General features: G+C 40.7%; 10 protein-coding genes. 6 read left to right on the top strand and 4 right to left on the bottom strand.

Annotated features, from left to right (window positions below; genetic code table 11):
* Positions 1-65: 65 nt before the first annotated feature.
* The 4 genes from GKD17_RS12330 to GKD17_RS12315 all read right to left on the bottom strand — a co-directional run bounded on the left by GKD17_RS12330 (position 66) and on the right by GKD17_RS12315 (position 8928).
* On the bottom strand, positions 66-2945 hold the full coding sequence (locus GKD17_RS12330) for a PD-(D/E)XK nuclease family protein (RefSeq protein ID WP_007835128.1): 2880 nt from the start codon (positions 2943-2945) through the stop codon (positions 66-68).
* Positions 2945-6121 (bottom strand): UvrD-helicase domain-containing protein, encoded by a 3177-nt coding sequence (locus tag GKD17_RS12325; RefSeq protein ID WP_007835129.1) that lies wholly within the window; start codon positions 6119-6121, stop codon positions 2945-2947. Before GKD17_RS12325 ends, GKD17_RS12330 begins: the two co-directional genes overlap by 1 nt.
* 80 nt (positions 6122-6201) lie before the next feature.
* Positions 6202-7503, bottom strand: coding sequence for a sensor histidine kinase (locus tag GKD17_RS12320; RefSeq protein ID WP_007835131.1), 1302 nt, complete (start codon positions 7501-7503; stop codon positions 6202-6204).
* A gap of 84 nt (positions 7504-7587) precedes the next feature.
* Entirely contained in the window at positions 7588-8928 is a 1341-nt protein-coding gene (locus tag GKD17_RS12315; RefSeq protein ID WP_007835133.1) for a sigma-54-dependent transcriptional regulator, read from the bottom strand.
* 117 nt (positions 8929-9045) lie between these two features.
* On the opposite strand from GKD17_RS12315, the gene GKD17_RS12310 reads away from it, so the two are divergent.
* From GKD17_RS12310 to GKD17_RS12285, 6 genes are all read left to right on the top strand, one after another.
* A complete protein-coding gene (locus GKD17_RS12310; RefSeq protein ID WP_007843221.1) occupies positions 9046-9585 on the top strand; it encodes a glutathione peroxidase in 540 nt (179 codons plus the stop codon).
* Between the two features lie 703 nt (positions 9586-10288).
* Positions 10289-10837, top strand: a complete 549-nt coding sequence (locus GKD17_RS12305) for a UpxY family transcription antiterminator (protein ID WP_032936303.1) — start codon at positions 10289-10291, stop codon at positions 10835-10837.
* A gap of 82 nt (positions 10838-10919) precedes the next feature.
* Positions 10920-11303 carry a hypothetical protein gene (locus tag GKD17_RS12300; protein ID WP_008654669.1) on the top strand — a complete coding sequence of 128 codons (384 nt, stop codon included), beginning with the start codon at positions 10920-10922 and terminating at the stop codon, positions 11301-11303.
* 705 nt (positions 11304-12008) lie between these two features.
* Positions 12009-13574 (top strand): lipopolysaccharide biosynthesis protein, encoded by a 1566-nt coding sequence (locus GKD17_RS12295; RefSeq protein WP_007835146.1) that lies wholly within the window; start codon positions 12009-12011, stop codon positions 13572-13574.
* Positions 13575-13589: 15 nt separating this feature from the next.
* On the top strand, positions 13590-14480 hold the full coding sequence (locus tag GKD17_RS12290; protein WP_007835148.1) for a glycosyltransferase family 2 protein: 891 nt from the start codon (positions 13590-13592) through the stop codon (positions 14478-14480).
* A 57-nt stretch (positions 14481-14537) separates the two neighbouring features.
* A complete protein-coding gene (locus tag GKD17_RS12285; RefSeq protein WP_227191494.1) occupies positions 14538-15794 on the top strand; it encodes an O-antigen ligase family protein in 1257 nt (418 codons plus the stop codon).
* The last annotated feature ends 8 nt before the right edge of the window (positions 15795-15802 follow it).

The following is a 15802-nucleotide window of genomic DNA, read 5'->3' as shown; positions in this document are numbered from 1 at the left end:
TCAGTGGTTAGTGATTAGTGGACTGCGCTGTCATGCCGCAGGTATTAACCACTAATCACTATAGTCTATCTTTTACATAGTGCCTTGAAATCACAATAGGTACATTTTTCTATGATTTCTGTTTGGGTAAATGATTTTTCCGGATTAAATATTTCTTCTAATAATCCTTGAAGTCGTTCACGGTATTCTTTTTCATATTTACTGAAATCTTCCACAGCCTCTTTGGGCTTTCGTGACTCGCCCATTTGTATAACGGGAGAATAGGTTTCTGTAGCGGCCCGATGAATATAGAGAAGGGCCGGAGCTATCTTCATCGTTGGTTGCTTGCGGCACATGATGGCGGCATACAGGAACGTTTGGAATACATAGTTGGAACGTTTCTTGTCTGGAATAAACAGAGATTCCACATGGGGTGGGGTGTCTGCATCGCCACCTGTCTTGTAGTCCACAATACGAAGTGTGCCATCCTTGCTGTCCATACGGTCAATAATTCCTCCGATACGTGATTTTATGACTCCTTTGGGTGTTTGTATGTCGATGGGTTCATCCACTTCCATTTCCGATGCAATAAAAGTGAAGGGAGCGTAACGTAAATCATTTTGTAAAAGTTGTTTTAAATATCTTGCAATAACGGCAGAGTTGATAAGTTGTACGCCGTTATATTCCGGTTTCTCGTTTTGCGGAACATTAAAGAATAATTTCTTGAATGCTGTATCCACATAATCTTGCAGCTTCACTTCATTGCGTAGCAACGTTTCCAATGCTTCCTTATTAATGACTTTGCCATGAGTGGTCAGGTCTTTATAAATATGTTCGGCTGCGTAATGGAAAATACTTCCGAATGTGGCGGAATCTATTTCTGCACTCACTTCATCGGGGGCGGAGAGGCCGGCTACATACCTATAATAAAATTTTAAAGGACAATCCAGATAATAATTCAAGGCTGATGGAGAAAATTTTGCTTTGGGATTGGCACGGACATCAAACAGGCTTTGCATCCGGCGCATGACATCCGGGGTCTTTTCTACAGTGATAGACGAGGTGCCTTGAGGGGACTGTCCGGCCTCCAGAAACTGACGTGTGATGGGGTGAGGCCATTCAATAAGGAATTGCAGCATGAAACGGCTCCATTCGCCGCGGTTCAGTCCGTCCGAACTGGTATTGTAAATTAAGGTAATCCTTTCTGCCCGTTGCAGCAGACGATAGAAATAGTATGCATATACGGCAATTTTATGCTCTATAGTAGTCATTCCGAAAGCTTTGCGCAGGTTGTAAGGAATAAAGGAAGAGTCTCCTCCCGATTTGGGAAGCTGCCCTTCATTGACCGATAGTAATACCAAGTGGCGGAAATCCAGGTTACGTGTTTCCAATACCCCCATGACCTGCATACCAATGGCCGGTTCGCCGTGGAATGGAATATTAGTCGTTGATAAGACCTTGACCAGCAATCGCCGGAATGTTTCGCTTTGTACGGTTAATTCATCTTCTTCTATCAGTGTGCGGAACCGGTTGATGGTGGTATAGGCTTTGAAAAGCGATTCCCGATAAAGTTGGTTGAATGCATCTGTGTCCTCGGTACCGGAAGTGTTTGCCTGGTAAATGCTTGCCACTTGCTGCAAAGTTTCGGACAGGCGTATGCACAGATTCAGGTTTCCGGAAAGCGGAGTGAAAAGCTGGGTAAGGAATTCATCTTTGCCCAATTCGCCGGGTAACGGATAGAAACGGTTGTTTCGGGTCAGTTCTTTCTCCAACAATTCGGCTTGACCGGTGAGTTGGCGGGTATAGGGGTGTTTTAACAGTGTAACAACTGATTGAAACGTGTAGCGGCCGCTTTTGAAATTAAATCCGTGGGTATGCAACTCCAGTAAGGCGATGAGGAAACTATATACAGGAGTTTGCGATAACGGAAATCCCATGGTGATATTGACATGTTTTACTTCTGCCGGCAATGAATGGAGGACCGGTTGAAGCAATGCTTCGTTACACAATACGACTGCGGTTTCCTTTTCCGGTGTAGTCAGATTGTTTCGTATCCATTGAGGCAGGTAACGGGCTTGTGCATTTTCAGTGGAAGATGCGATGTAGTGTACCTCTTTAGGTTTCGAGAGATTTTTGAATAACTCACCGGACAAAGGAGAAGGAAAGTCGCGTAAGTTCCGGCGGATAAACTCTCCGGCTTCATGGGTGACGGCTTGTCTGTTTTCCTTCATATAAAATTCGTCGTAATCCCAATAAAAAACAGCTTTTCCGGCATCTTTCAATTGGGTGAACAACGTATGTTCCACTTTGTTCAGCACATTAAATCCTACAAAAATATATTTCTCGTATGGAAGTTTGTCCACATCCAGATGCTCTATGACGTGACGGTACATCATTCCTTCGTAGGCAATGTTTTGAGAAGCTAAGGATTCACGGAACCCTTTGTAGATGTTCCCCAATACGTTCCATAAAGAGATAAACCGTTCTTTCAGCGCTGTTCTCCGTTCGATGGAGAAGTTCTGGAAGAACTGCCGGATAGCTTCTTCCTGCTCATCATCAATGAAGGTGTAGTCGTCCATTATGTTGCGCAGATCCTGTAAATTGGAAAACAGTTTGTCGGTATCCACTCTATTTTTGTCGGCATCGTCAAAATCACTGATCAGCATTTCTCCCCAAAAATAGAAATCATCCAGTGTTTCCGTACTTTGAGTTTCCCGTCGGAATATCTTATAAAGTTCGCATACCAGTTTTACCGGATCACCCACTTCCCATGGAGAAAGACTACGGAACAATTCGCTGATGCTGACGTATGCGGGCGACCAAATAGGTGAGTCCGACTCTTGGGCGAGATACTCATTAAAGAAAAGTCCGGCACGTTTGTTAGGAAAAACCACGGCTGTATGTGCCAGGTTTCCTTCCGTATGTTTATATAAATCGGCTGCTACCAGTTTCAAAAAGCTTTCCATTATTCTATTTCCTCCAGTTCGTTGTTAAATACATACCATAAATAGCCACGGATATGCTCATATCCCATGTCTGATAATAAATCCATATATTCTTTCACCTGCTTGTTGTAAGCCTTCCGCTTTTTACCGAATTTAAAGTCCACCACAATCACCTCTCCGTCTTTCATCATCACGCGGTCCGGACGGCGGGTTTGCAGGACTCCTTTTTCCCGATAAATAATGGCACACTCATTGTATAGTTCCCAGCGGCCCGAATACCATTCTTTGACCAGCGGATGCCTCAAAGCCCATTCGGTGAGTTTTCGTATTTGTTCCTCTTGTTGTGCCGACTCTATGATTCCTTCGAAACGCAGGCGTTCTATGGCGGGAGGCACATCGTCCGTGGTACGGATTACGGAGAATAGATTATGCAACAACTGTCCTTGCCGGATGTATTTGTCTTCCGTTTCCTCTTCTCCCCGGATAAATTCGGCAGAACGGTTGGACTGTTTGAATTCGATGTTGGTTTCCAGCGTTTCCAGATGGATAGGCAAACGTCGGGCTACAGTCAGCAGCTTGTTGCCGGACACTTGTTTTTCCTCTTCGTGAGATGAGAGATAGAGCGTTCCCAGTTCGTATATTTCTTCTCCGGTGGCATAGCTCTTTCCGGTCATGTCGGATAAGGCATTTCCTAACAATTCGGATACCGTTCCTTTCTGTTCCGCCTTTCCATATATAATCAAGTTCTTTTTGGCACGGGTAAATGCCACATAAAGCAGGTTCAGATTATCCACCCATAATTGCAAGCGTTCATTCAGGAACTCTTCCCGATAAATGGATTGCTGCATGGCTGTGGAATAGTTGATGGGAACAATGTCAAGATCGCTAAACGGAGCTTGCCGGGGAGCACACCATACCAGATGGTTGTAAGTCTCATTCTCCATTTTCCAGTCGCAGAAGGGTAGCAGTACGGTATGGTATTCCAAGCCTTTGGACTTGTGGATGGAGAGAATGCGAATTCCTTCCACCTCGCCGGAAGGGATGGTCTTGCTGCCTAGTTTTTCTTCCCAGTAGGTGATAAAAGCGGATAATTCGGAAGAATTGCTTTGCAAATATTCCGTCACGGCATCAAAGAAGGCGCACAGATAGGCATCCTGTTGTTTGATGCAGGACATCTGAAACAGATTGAAAAGTTTTTCCATCAGTTCATACAGTGGCATGAGGCGAAGCTGTTCCGCTTCTTTTATGAAATCGAATGGCAGATAATCATCTATTTCGTTCAGCAATAGAGTGTTGAGATCTATTCCTTTATGTAATACTTCATTCTGATAAGCAGCAGCCAGTTGCGCTTTGGCAATCCGGTTTCCGGGTTGTGACAAGTAGCGCAGGCTATCCATTATCATACATACCGCCAGTGAGGCATCCAGTCGGAATGCCTCATCGGATACGATTTTGTAAGAGGTGTTCTTGTCGAAGTAATCGGCTATTAAAGGAATGCTTCTGTTCTTGCGCACCAGGATGGCAATATCTTTCAGTTGCACGCCCTGCGCCACAAGCAGCTCCACTTCTTCTCCTAGGTGGTACAGGGTGTTTTCCATATAGGTCATGTCTTCCGTATCCGATAGAAATTCCACTTTGACATACCCTTTTCCGGGATCTTTGTATGTTTCCTGACACACGTCGTTGTAGGCTTCCTTCAGTTCCTTGCATTCCTTTTTTTGTTCTTCCTTATAAATGTTGTTCAACACCTCGCAGGCGGCTGTAAACACTTCGTTGTTGAAGTGAATGATGTTTGCAGCGCTCCGGCGGTTGGTGGTCAGTGTCTTTACTTTGACGGGAAAGGCTTCGATGTTTGTTTTCAGTCCGTTCAGTATGCCCCAGTCACCGTTTCTCCAGCGGTAGATGGATTGTTTCACGTCTCCTACAATCAAGCTGTCTGCTCCCTGAGACAAACCTTCGAGCAGCAACAGACGGAAATTGTCCCATTGCATACGCGAAGTATCCTGAAATTCATCAATCATTACGTTGCGTATGGTTGTTCCTATCTTTTCGAATACAAACGAGGAATCTCCTTCTTTTACCAGGTTATGAAGCAACGCGTTGGTATCCGACAGCAGGAAGCGATTGTTCTCATGGTTCAATTCGCGTACCTCTTCGTCTATATTGGCCAGCAGACGGATATTGTTTACGTGGCGCAGGGAGAGTTGGCAGGAATTGGCCAGCATATTGTTCCGGCTTCTATATTTTTCCGATTCATTCAGCAGGGGAATCAGTTCTTTTTCTGCCAGACCTAGGATAGCGTTGCGTATGGGGGAGGTTTTTTTCACCCATTCGTCGGGGCAGTCCAGACATTTTTCCACTGTTACATTGCGGACGCTGTCATCCAGTTTGCCCGATTGTAGTTTATTAAAATAGCCGGCTATACCTCGGGAACCGTTTTTCAAATCTTCTACTTTCACCCCGTTTGTATCCAATATTCCGAAGAATTGGTCGGCAAATCCTTTCATTTGTTCCTGCACCTCTTCCAAAATGGCTTGCAGCGTCTTGCGGTAATTCTTGATACAGTCTTTGTCCCGTAATTTTTCCCGTAGCCCATTTCCTTTTTCTATATATCCTTCATCGAAGATGTTTCGTCCGAAATTCTTTATCTCACCGGAAACATTCCACCTCTTGTCATCGGCAATTCTTTCTTCTATGTATTCCAACAGCCAATAGAGTACGGGAGATTGTCGGTCCAGCTTTTCTATCATGGAGTCCACGGCATCACTCAGTACCTCCATATTGTTCAGTTCGATATTCAGATTGGCACCCAATTCCAGCTCCCGTGCCAAATTGCGCATCACCGACTGGAAGAATGAGTCAATGGTTTCCACCCGGAAGCGGCTGTAATCGTGTATCATGTAGTGCAGTGCCGTACCGGCGGCTGTCCTTATGTCTTCTGGGGGCATTTCCAGTTCTTCTGTGATTTTCTGTAAATAGGGATCAGAATCCTTATCCTTTATCCATATTCCGTATAGCTGGCTCAGAATCCGCTCTTTCATTTCGGTAGTGGCCTTGTTGGTAAAAGTCACAGCCAGTATATTACGGTATGCCCGTGGGTTCTGTATCAGCAGCTTTATATATTCCACGGCCAGTGTGAATGTTTTTCCCGAACCGGCAGAGGCTTTATAAACTAATAATTCAGGAGAATGTTTCATTTTAAATAATTTGCTAATTTGCTAATGGCTGCGCTGTGTACCGGATGGTAATTGGCTGACACATTAGCACATTTTTATTTTTAATTAAAAACCAGTACAAAAACAGTGGCCTGTCCCTTTTCCTTGTAAGGCAGCAGGGTCAGTGTGCCACCGCTCAGCCTCATGATTTGTTTGCTTAGACTCAGTCCGATGCCGCTTCCTTCCTCTTTGGTCGTGAAGAAAGGTACAAAAATTTGTCCGGCTGCATCGGGAGGAATAGCGGGACCGTTGTTGGCTATCTCTATACGGATACTTTCTTGCGGATCACAATAAGCTTTCAAGGTGATCTTTCCGTCGGGAGCATTACCTATGGCTTGAATCGCATTTTTCAGCAGATTCGTAACCACTTGGGCTATCAGGTTCTCGTCGGCAAAGACTATCAGGTCTTCCCGGGCTTCGAGGATGGAAAGAGTGATGTTGGGGCATGGATGCTGGTGCTGTGCCAGTCGGATCATCCGTTCCAGGAAAGGACGGACATAGAACAGCGATGGTTCAGGTGATGGCAGTCGTGTCAGTTTGCGATAAGACATGACAAAATTTATCAATCCTTTACCTGTAGAGTGAATCGTTTCCAGCCCTTGTTTCATTTCTTCATTTTCTGCTCCGGGAAGAGCCAGTAGTGTTTCGCTGAGGGAAGTCACCGGAGTGAGTGAATTCATTATTTCATGAGTCAGTACGCGGGTGAGGCGTATCCATGAATCTATTTCCCGTTCATCCAGCTCCCGATTGATATCACTCAAGGCAATAATGCGGAGTTCCTCGTCTTTGATACGGATGCCGGACACCCGTAAGGCAAGATGTACTGTTCCCCGTTCTGTGTTGAACTGAATTTGCAGCTTGTCACCCGGAACTGCTTTTTCCAAAGCAATCATCAGTTCATCCGAGATGCGGGAGAGTTGTTTGACATGAGTCAAAACATCCAGCCCCAACAGATTCATGGCCTCTTTATTCTTTTGATAAACGGAGCCTTTGCTGTTCAGCACCACAATGCCGGTTTCTACAAAGTCCATGATGAGCTCATAATATTTCTCTCGTTGTGCCGTTTCCTGTTTTACATTGTACAAAATACGTGCGATGCGGTTCAGCATGACATTGACCATGGAAGAATCGCCAGGGGAGGCATGTTCATAAAAACGAACAGCGGGGTCGTCGTTTTCGATGGCGTCGAGCAGAAAGGCTATCTTCCGGGTATTAAAAGTGTACAGGCGGTAAAACCAGCCTATGGAAACAAGGAATGAAGGTACGGCTATGCATAGCCACAGCCAATTGCGCTGCTGGATTAGTAAGGTGCAGGCAATACCTAGGAACAGTACAGTGAAAAAACGGAAGAAGAATTGTTTCACAGCTTGATTATTTATTGTTTCGTTGATGCTTCTTTAGAGTCTGTTTAAAATTTGGTTGTAGTGAGGAAGGACATGAGAAAATGGTCATAATCCGAATTTTTTCATCTTGTTATAAAGCGTCTGACGGGTAATTCCCAACTGTGCCGCTACAGCTGAGAGGTTTCCGTTGCATTTCTCTATCGCCTTCTGAATCATTTGCAATTCCATCTCCTCCAGAGTTGAGACACTTGTTTCTGTCGCAGGAGCCGCTACTTTTCGGGGGAAATGAAAATGTTCCTCACTCAATATACCATCTTCATTGATAATGACCGCTTTCTCTACGGCATGTTCCAATTCGCGTATGTTTCCATACCACGGATATGTCCGTAACTTTTCTTGCGCATCGGTAGAAAGAAGGATATTTCCTTTGTCATATTGTTTGCAGAACCGGTCTATAAAGCGTTGGGCCAAAGGGATAATATCTTCTTTGCGTTCCCGCAGAGGGGGAATCTCGATGTGGATGGTATTGATGCGGTAAAGCAAATCCTCGCGGAATTTGCCTTTGGCCACCATCTCTTCCAAATCACAATTGGTGGCGCAAATCAAACGTATGTTGACCGGTATCGGTTCGTTGCTTCCTACTCGCACCACGCTTCGGCTTTGAATGGCGGTGAGTAGTTTGGATTGCAGGTGATAGGGCAGGTTGCCTATTTCGTCCAGAAACAAAGTCCCTTCATGGGCGGCTTCGAATTTACCTGCACGGTCGGTATGGGCATCGGTAAACGAGCCTTTTTTATGGCCGAACAGTTCGCTTTCGAACAGGGATTCGGTAATGGCACCCATATCCACCGTTATCATATCCCGTCGGTATCGGGCAGACAAAGCGTGTATTTCCCGTGCCAGCATTTCTTTTCCTGTGCCGTTCTCTCCTGTAATCAGAATATTGGCATCCGTTTGCGCCACTTTCTCTATCAGCGTCCGCAGTTGCTTCATGGCATTGCTTTCTCCCCAATACATAGAAGATACGGTTTTAGGGACTTCCGCTCTCTTCTTGTTCTTGGAGGAATTGCGGCAGGCAGACAGCAAGGTTTCTATCAGCCGGGCATTGTCCCAAGGCTTGACGATGAAGTCTGTTGCTCCTTCCTTGATGCCGCGCACTGCCAGGTCTATGTCAGCATAGGCTGTGAAAAGTACTACGGGCAGGGAGGGGTGTATTTTCTTTATCTCGTGTAACCAGTACAGACCTTCATTCCCGGTATTCAGTCCGCTGCTGAAATTCATATCCAGCAGCACTACTTGCGCGTTTTCTTCACGTAGCGCAGCGGGCAGTGTGATGGGTGAGGGCAGTGTGACGATATGTTCGAAATGATTTTTCAGCAATAGCTTTACTGCCGACAGCACTCCTTTGTTATCATCTACTACTATGATGGTTCCTTGTTTGCTCATAAATATCTTCTGTTCTTTTTCAGAAGAACAAAGATAACAATTTTCTCTCGTCAATCTTTTCTTTCAGAGAAAACTTTTCAAGTTCATGAATTGTTCTATTATAAAATAGCATTTCAAATGAAGACATTTATATTAAGCATAATTGTAACCATGATCACATCGGTAGCTGGTGCACAGCAAAAAAGTTTTTATGACTTTACGGTCAAGGCTATTGACGGGAAGGACTTGCCACTTTCCACGTTCAAAGGTAAGAAAGTATTGGTAGTCAATGTGGCATCTAAATGCGGTTTCACTCCCCAGTACGCCAAGTTGGAGGAATTGTATGAGAAATATGGAAAAGATGATTTTGTCGTTATCGGATTTCCTGCCAATAATTTCCTACATCAGGAACCCGGCACGAATGAAGAAATCAAGGAGTTTTGTACGTTGAATTATGGAGTTACTTTTCCTATGATGGCTAAAATATCTGTAAAGGGGAAAGATATAGCTCCCCTTTATCAATGGCTTACGCATAAAAGTGAAAACGGGGTTTCGGATGCTAAGATAGGGTGGAACTTTCATAAGTTTCTGATTGATGAAAATGGTAGATGGGTTGCCTCAATCGGCTCTACTACTAGTCCGCTTTCACAAGAAATTGTAGAATGGATTGAAGAATAAAATGACCAGAAGATAAATAATGCCATATTGTTATTGCACCAGCTTTCCGTTTTTCAGTTCCGACATCAGTTGACATTTAAAGAGACATCACTAAAAATAGCGGAATATATTTTCGTCCTATTTATTAAATTGCTATCTTTGCCACGTTTTCCACGCCGGTACTTCCGCAAGGAAGTTAGGGAGGTGGGAAATATACATATATAGAAAAGACGTTTACTTGACGTTTTGTTCTTGGCTCTACAGAACTTCGCAAATTCTAAAATCCAGCCAAAACAAAGCAACAGTAGGTGTCTGCGGGGTATGTTTATATCCTTGGTGCGCCTTTGCCGGTCAAAGGTGCATTCAAGTGTCATTATACATATCGGCGTGGGCTTCTGCGTTGCTCGTTCAGACTGGATTGGGCAATGCGAAGGCCTTGTAGGGCGGGACGAGTAACAGGTACAGATTCCCGCGCTTTTTTTATATATAGGTATTACAATTCTGATTTAACACATAAGAACCGTCCGGTTCGGGAATCTGCGGAAGGTCATTGGTTGACCCGACAGGCTGCATCTACATTGTGCGGATTCCCATCCTCCATTTGTTGAAATAGCTTTTCTCCGGTCAGCTTAATCACAAGAGGCCGATTCCTCTTGTATTTTACGAAACTTCTCGTAATTGATTGAATTACAGATAGATATCTGTAATTCAAAGCTCCATGACTATGTTCTCAAGTGAAAAAATGCAATGGTTTGCCATGCGTGCCACTTATCGCCGGGGGATGCAGATCAAGGCTTTGTTGGATAAAGAAGGAATCAACAATTTCATCCCCATGCGTTACGAAGTTCGTATAAGGAACGGGCGCAAGAGGCGTGAGCTGGTTCCCGTTATCAGTGATCTGATATTTGTTCATGCCGTCCAGTCCGAACTTCAGAAGGTGAAGTTTAAACTTCCGTATTTTCAATATATGATTGATATCCGCAACGGGCAGAAAATCATTGTGCCCGATGATCAGATGAGGCAGTTTATCGCTGTGGCTGGAACGTATGACGAGCATCTTATTTTTTTCAGTCCCGACGAGGTGAACTTACGGCGCGGTACGAAAGTCCGTATCACAGGTGGTGACTTCGAGGGCTACGAGGGGGTGTTTGTAAAGGTAAAAGGTGCTAGAGACCGTCGTGTGGTTATCAGTCTGCAAGGGGTGATAGCTATGGCCATGGCGACTATTTCGTCGGACTTAATAGAAGTGATAGAAGAGCCGAAGAAGAAATAATTTCATTTGCTACGTTAAACATTGTTATTCCCTGATTAATGGGAAAGTAAACGATCTGATTATATAAATCTTATATATAATAATGTGTAGAACCACATTTATGCCGTCAGGCATCCGGCTCCAGCAGCTGATTCAGAATCAGCATAAGGAAATCTTAGCCAGGGAAAAGAATAATGATAAATTCATTCATCTGTATGACATTGGTGCGTATTGGGCGGCCTTTGAGCGTTCCGCCTGTAGGTTGAGCGGCTTGTTTTCTGAAAATGAACTGACTTTGTTTTGTGTCCCGGATTGTGTGGAATATGTGGTGATGGCTTCCGTTCCTGCCGATGAGGCAGAGAGCTATTTCCGTGAGTACATCATTTTGCACGATGGAATTTACCGGAAAGTGTGGTCGGAGCATTCTTTGCTGATGGGGGATTATCGTCACTGGCATGAGACGGCTGTGAGGTCTGTTTTGTTGTAAAGAAAAGTATGCGGACTTCGTGGACCAAGTAAGTGGTGTTACTTTGCTTGGGAACATATCTTACTTTGTTTACGAAGATATCTTACTTTTTTTCAATGGAATATGGTCATTCGTCATGCTCTATAGGGAATACCCTGAAAAATCCTTCAAAAGCTTCAGCCTGCTCGCAAACGCCCTGTTCATGGGCATTCCGGCTGAAGGATTGGGTTCAGGAATCCTTCAGCTGGGGGTTGGAATGTTTCAGCCGAACTGATCTTCCTCCGATTCTTAGGGAATCGTTTTTCTGAAGGATATTTTCCGGCTGAAACATTTCGTGAGGTATATCCTTCAGCCGGAATGCCGACAGGCAGGGTGTTTGCGGAGTGGCTGAAAGATTTGAAGGAAAAGTAAGGCGTTTCGGCATGTAGATACCGTTATGGAAAAAACAACAGGTCAAATTTTTAAAAGCTCTTGTTCTTTTTTTTAAAGACCTTGTTCTTTTCGGAAAAGAACAGGACGTTTGAAAGGTTAGTAATGTGCGTGCCGGAAGATTAGTAATGTGTGGGGTGACACATTACTAATGTGTGGGCTGTAAGCTTAGTAATGTTACAGGTGGAAGATATATATCTTTCAAGTGATTTGAGTATATTAATAGAATCAGGATACATATTACGGGACTTGTCTATTATAGACATAATATTTTAATGTGCTTTTTTATAATTGAAAATGTCTGCTTTATCTCAGCAAAATAATAAAAGAATAGCTAAAAATACTCTATTACTTTATTTTCGTATGCTTTTCAGTATGGGAATAGGTTTGTTTACAAGTCGTATTGTACTTGAAAGTTTGGGAATAGAGGATTATGGCATATACAATCTTGTTGGTGGTATTGTTACAATATTTGCTTTCTTAAATTCGGCTATGATTGCAACTTCACAACGTTTTATTTCATATGAGTTAGGAAAGGGAAATTTACATAAACTTAAAGATGTTTTTTGTACGACTTTAACTATACACATAGCTATTGCGTTTATTATTGTTGTTTTATCGGAAGTAATAGGAGTTTGGTTCCTCAATACCAAACTGAATATTCCATCAGATAGAATGATGGCTGCCAATTGGACACTCCAATTATCTATATTCGTATTTGCTGTGAATGTAATCAGTGTTCCTTATAATGCTTCTATTGTGGCACACGAAAAAATGAGCGCATTTGCATATATTAGTATCTTCGAAGTTAGTTTGAAGTTAGCAATAGCCTATTTGCTGTTATTTATATCTTATGATAAATTGATTGTATATTCAATTTTGGTATTTTGCGTTGCATTGCTTTTACGTTCCTTATATTGCTTTTATTGTAAAAGGCATTTTGAGGAGTGTCATTATACTTTTAGCTTTAATATTGAACAATTTAGGGAAATGTTTGCCTTTGCTGGTTGGAGTTTGGTTGGGAATTTAGGATTTTCTTTTAAAGATCAATTATCTAATATTCTCTTGAATCTATTTTTTGGTACAGTTGTTAATGCTGCACGCGGAATATCAGTTCAGGTAGGTTCGCTAATAAATAGTTTTTCTGCTAATTTTATGATGGCGATGAATCCACAAATAACAAAATCGTATGCAGTAGGAGACTTATACAGATCTAAAGAGTTAGTATATGCAGGTTGTAGATTTTCATTTTATTTGTTAGCTGTCATTTCCCTGCCTATAATGATTAATATTACCTATATATTAAATTTATGGTTGGTAGAAGTTCCACAATATACGGATATTTTTCTGATATTAACGATTGTATGCAATCTTTTGTATGCTATATCTAGTCCATTAACAACAGCCATGCAAGCCACGGGAAGAATCAAATGGTTTCAAGTAATAATTTGTATTGTTATGCTGACAGAATTACCGATAGCTTATTTATTGTTATCAATTGGATATCCGCCATATTCAGTTCTCTATGCATCATTATTTGTTACATTATTGGGGGTACTTATTCGGATAGTTTTAATAAGTAGAATCTTGCCCATCTATGAAATTAGATACTATGTGACACATATTTTCAGCAAAAATATACTTATTGTGTTTATCACCTATTGTATAGCTTATATCTTACATAAAAAGATGGAACAGGATAGTTTTTTTACAGCTGTTCTTTCAAGTTTTATATTAGAACTTATTTTATTTTCTCTTGCCTATTTATGCGGTCTTTCATCAACAGAAAGATATGTGGTAAACCAAAAGTTAGTGACCATTTTAGAATCAAAGCGGAGAAAAAATAAACAAAAAAATATTTAGTTTGTATTAGTGCGTATGGAAATAGAAATTAATTATTCTTTTATAATACCTCATAGGAATGTACCACATCTTCTTCAACGATGTATTGATTCAATTCCCAAACGTGATGATATCCAAATAATTATAGTTGATGATAATAGTGATCCTAAGATCGTGAATTTTGAGTGTTTTCCAGGCTTAAATGAAAAATGTGTTGAGGTTTATTTTACAAAAGAAGGGAAGGGAGCGGGATATGCCAGGAATATAGGATTGACTTATGCAAAGGGAAAATGGTTTTTGTTTCCTGATGCAGATGATCATTATACAACAGATTTAATGAACGTTTTGGATAAATATGTGAATAGTAATTATGATATAATTTATTTTGCCTGTGATCATATCATAGAAAAGACCATGGAACATTGTGATAACATTATCTCTATACAAATAAAATCTTATCTAGAAGGACATAAAGACATGATAAATAATATACGGTATTATTTATGGGCTCCATGGAATAAAATGATAAAAAAGGAACTTATTTGTGAGGATGTAGAATTTGAGGAAATTGAAAAGGGAAATGATGCTTTATTTTCTGTAAGAGTTGGATATAGATCAACTAATATAAAAGTTATTAAAAATAAAATATATGTTTATTATACACGGGAAGGAAACATATCTACATCTAAACTAACATTTGATAAAATGTATAGTCTATTTACTAGTAGGTATAGAATTTACCAATATTTGTGCTATGGTAAAATAAGAAGATATAATACTGCACTTTGGAGTTGTTTCCGATTAGCTTTAAATAATAGGGATATTCTTTTTGCAATTTTTTTTGTGCTGTCAATTCCCTTGTATAGATTCAATCCTGTAAAAGAGAAAAAAAAGGCCTATTCTATGTTCCTAATAGACAATAAATAATAAAAGATGCCATCTGTTCTTCTATTCATCTACTTTTGTTTCGTTCTTCTTAAAGATGTGAAAAAAGGTATCATACAAATAGTTGTTATTTTGCAGATATTCATATATTTAACTCTGTGGAATACTAGTCTTCGCCTGATTTATCCGACATCTGTTGTGGCTATTTGTATTTTTGTTTATCGGAAATGCAGAAAAAGAAGATTAGTTATATATAGATCAAAAAAAGGAAAATATCCCATATCGTTAATTCTTATTTCAGTCTTAACTTCAATCAGCTATTTAATTTCTAATTATTTGGCATTATATCCTCCTGATAACATGCTGACCTTTGCTAACATATATTTCTTTTTCATTTTACCCGTGTTTTTATGGTATTCATTGGATTCTAGAAAATATATGATATATTGTTTGCAACTTCTTAGTGGATGTATGTTATTTGCCTGTGTTTATTCTATTATAGAAGTTCTTTTTAATAAGAATATTATTCAGGACGTATTGCTGAGCTTATTTGATGTACATGGATATATAGCCCAAGGTGCGGAAAGATATGGTTTTAAACGAAGTAATTCTATATTTTCTTATTATCAGCCTTTTGCTTTATATTGTTGTATGTGTTTTTATCTTTACTTTTTTTGTAGTCGGTATTATAATTATCCATTGAATAAAAATAAAGTAACAAAGCTATTATATTTCCTTCCATTATGCACTATTCTTACAGGGACTAGGGCTGGGTATGTTGCCATTCTTATTGGTATACTGCCTTATTTATTGAGTGTAAATATTTTTAGGTATAAAGTTTTTTATAGAATAGTAGGTGTGTTTTTAGTATCATGTTTGTTTTTTTGGAAATTCTATTTTACTCTTATTTATTCTACTTTATTTGCTAACAAAATGGACGTAGGTAGTAGCAGTGGTATGAGACTAGAGCAATGGGGATCTATTTTATGGGCTTTTGAGCAAAATGAATTATGGGGAAATGGGAGCTCATATTTGTGGAATGTTGCCACACAGAATAATTATGAAATATTAGGTGCTGAAAGTATTTGGTTTTCTTTATTGATAGATTATGGAATAATGGGTGGCTTAATGTTTATTTTTCTTGTATTAGTATGTTGTTTTTTGATTTATAAATGTCAGAAAACTGCTGTGCTTTTTCCTGTTATATATTTTGTTTTTTTATCTCTATCTGCTCCGATTGATGAAAATATAAATATTCTGATGACTTTTGTTGTTATCTTTTTAAGAATGGACTATTGGAGTCGAGATTCTGAATTAAAGTGGTGTAATATAGTTATATCATCTACTCATAGGTGAACAAATGG

The organism is Phocaeicola dorei, from assembly GCF_013009555.1.
GTDB lineage: Bacteria > Bacteroidota > Bacteroidia > Bacteroidales > Bacteroidaceae > Phocaeicola > Phocaeicola dorei.
This window is presented reverse-complemented; position numbering and strand designations above follow the sequence as displayed.

Bases quoted from the DNA above. Each gene is read 5' to 3' on its own strand.
- GKD17_RS12295 (WP_007835146.1), top strand. From the start codon at position 12,009: ATGTCTGCTTTATCTCAGCAAAATAATAAAAGAATAGCTAAAAATACT.
- GKD17_RS12325 (WP_007835129.1), bottom strand. From the start codon at position 6,121: ATGAAACATTCTCCTGAATTATTAGTTTATAAAGCCTCTGCCGGTTCG.
- GKD17_RS12305 (WP_032936303.1), top strand. From the start codon at position 10,289: ATGTTCTCAAGTGAAAAAATGCAATGGTTTGCCATGCGTGCCACTTAT.
- GKD17_RS12300 (WP_008654669.1), top strand. From the start codon at position 10,920: ATGTGTAGAACCACATTTATGCCGTCAGGCATCCGGCTCCAGCAGCTG.
- GKD17_RS12310 (WP_007843221.1), top strand. From the start codon at position 9,046: ATGAAGACATTTATATTAAGCATAATTGTAACCATGATCACATCGGTA.
- GKD17_RS12290 (WP_007835148.1), top strand. From the start codon at position 13,590: ATGGAAATAGAAATTAATTATTCTTTTATAATACCTCATAGGAATGTA.
- GKD17_RS12315 (WP_007835133.1), bottom strand. From the start codon at position 8,928: ATGAGCAAACAAGGAACCATCATAGTAGTAGATGATAACAAAGGAGTG.
- GKD17_RS12330 (WP_007835128.1), bottom strand. From the start codon at position 2,945: ATGGAAAGCTTTTTGAAACTGGTAGCAGCCGATTTATATAAACATACG.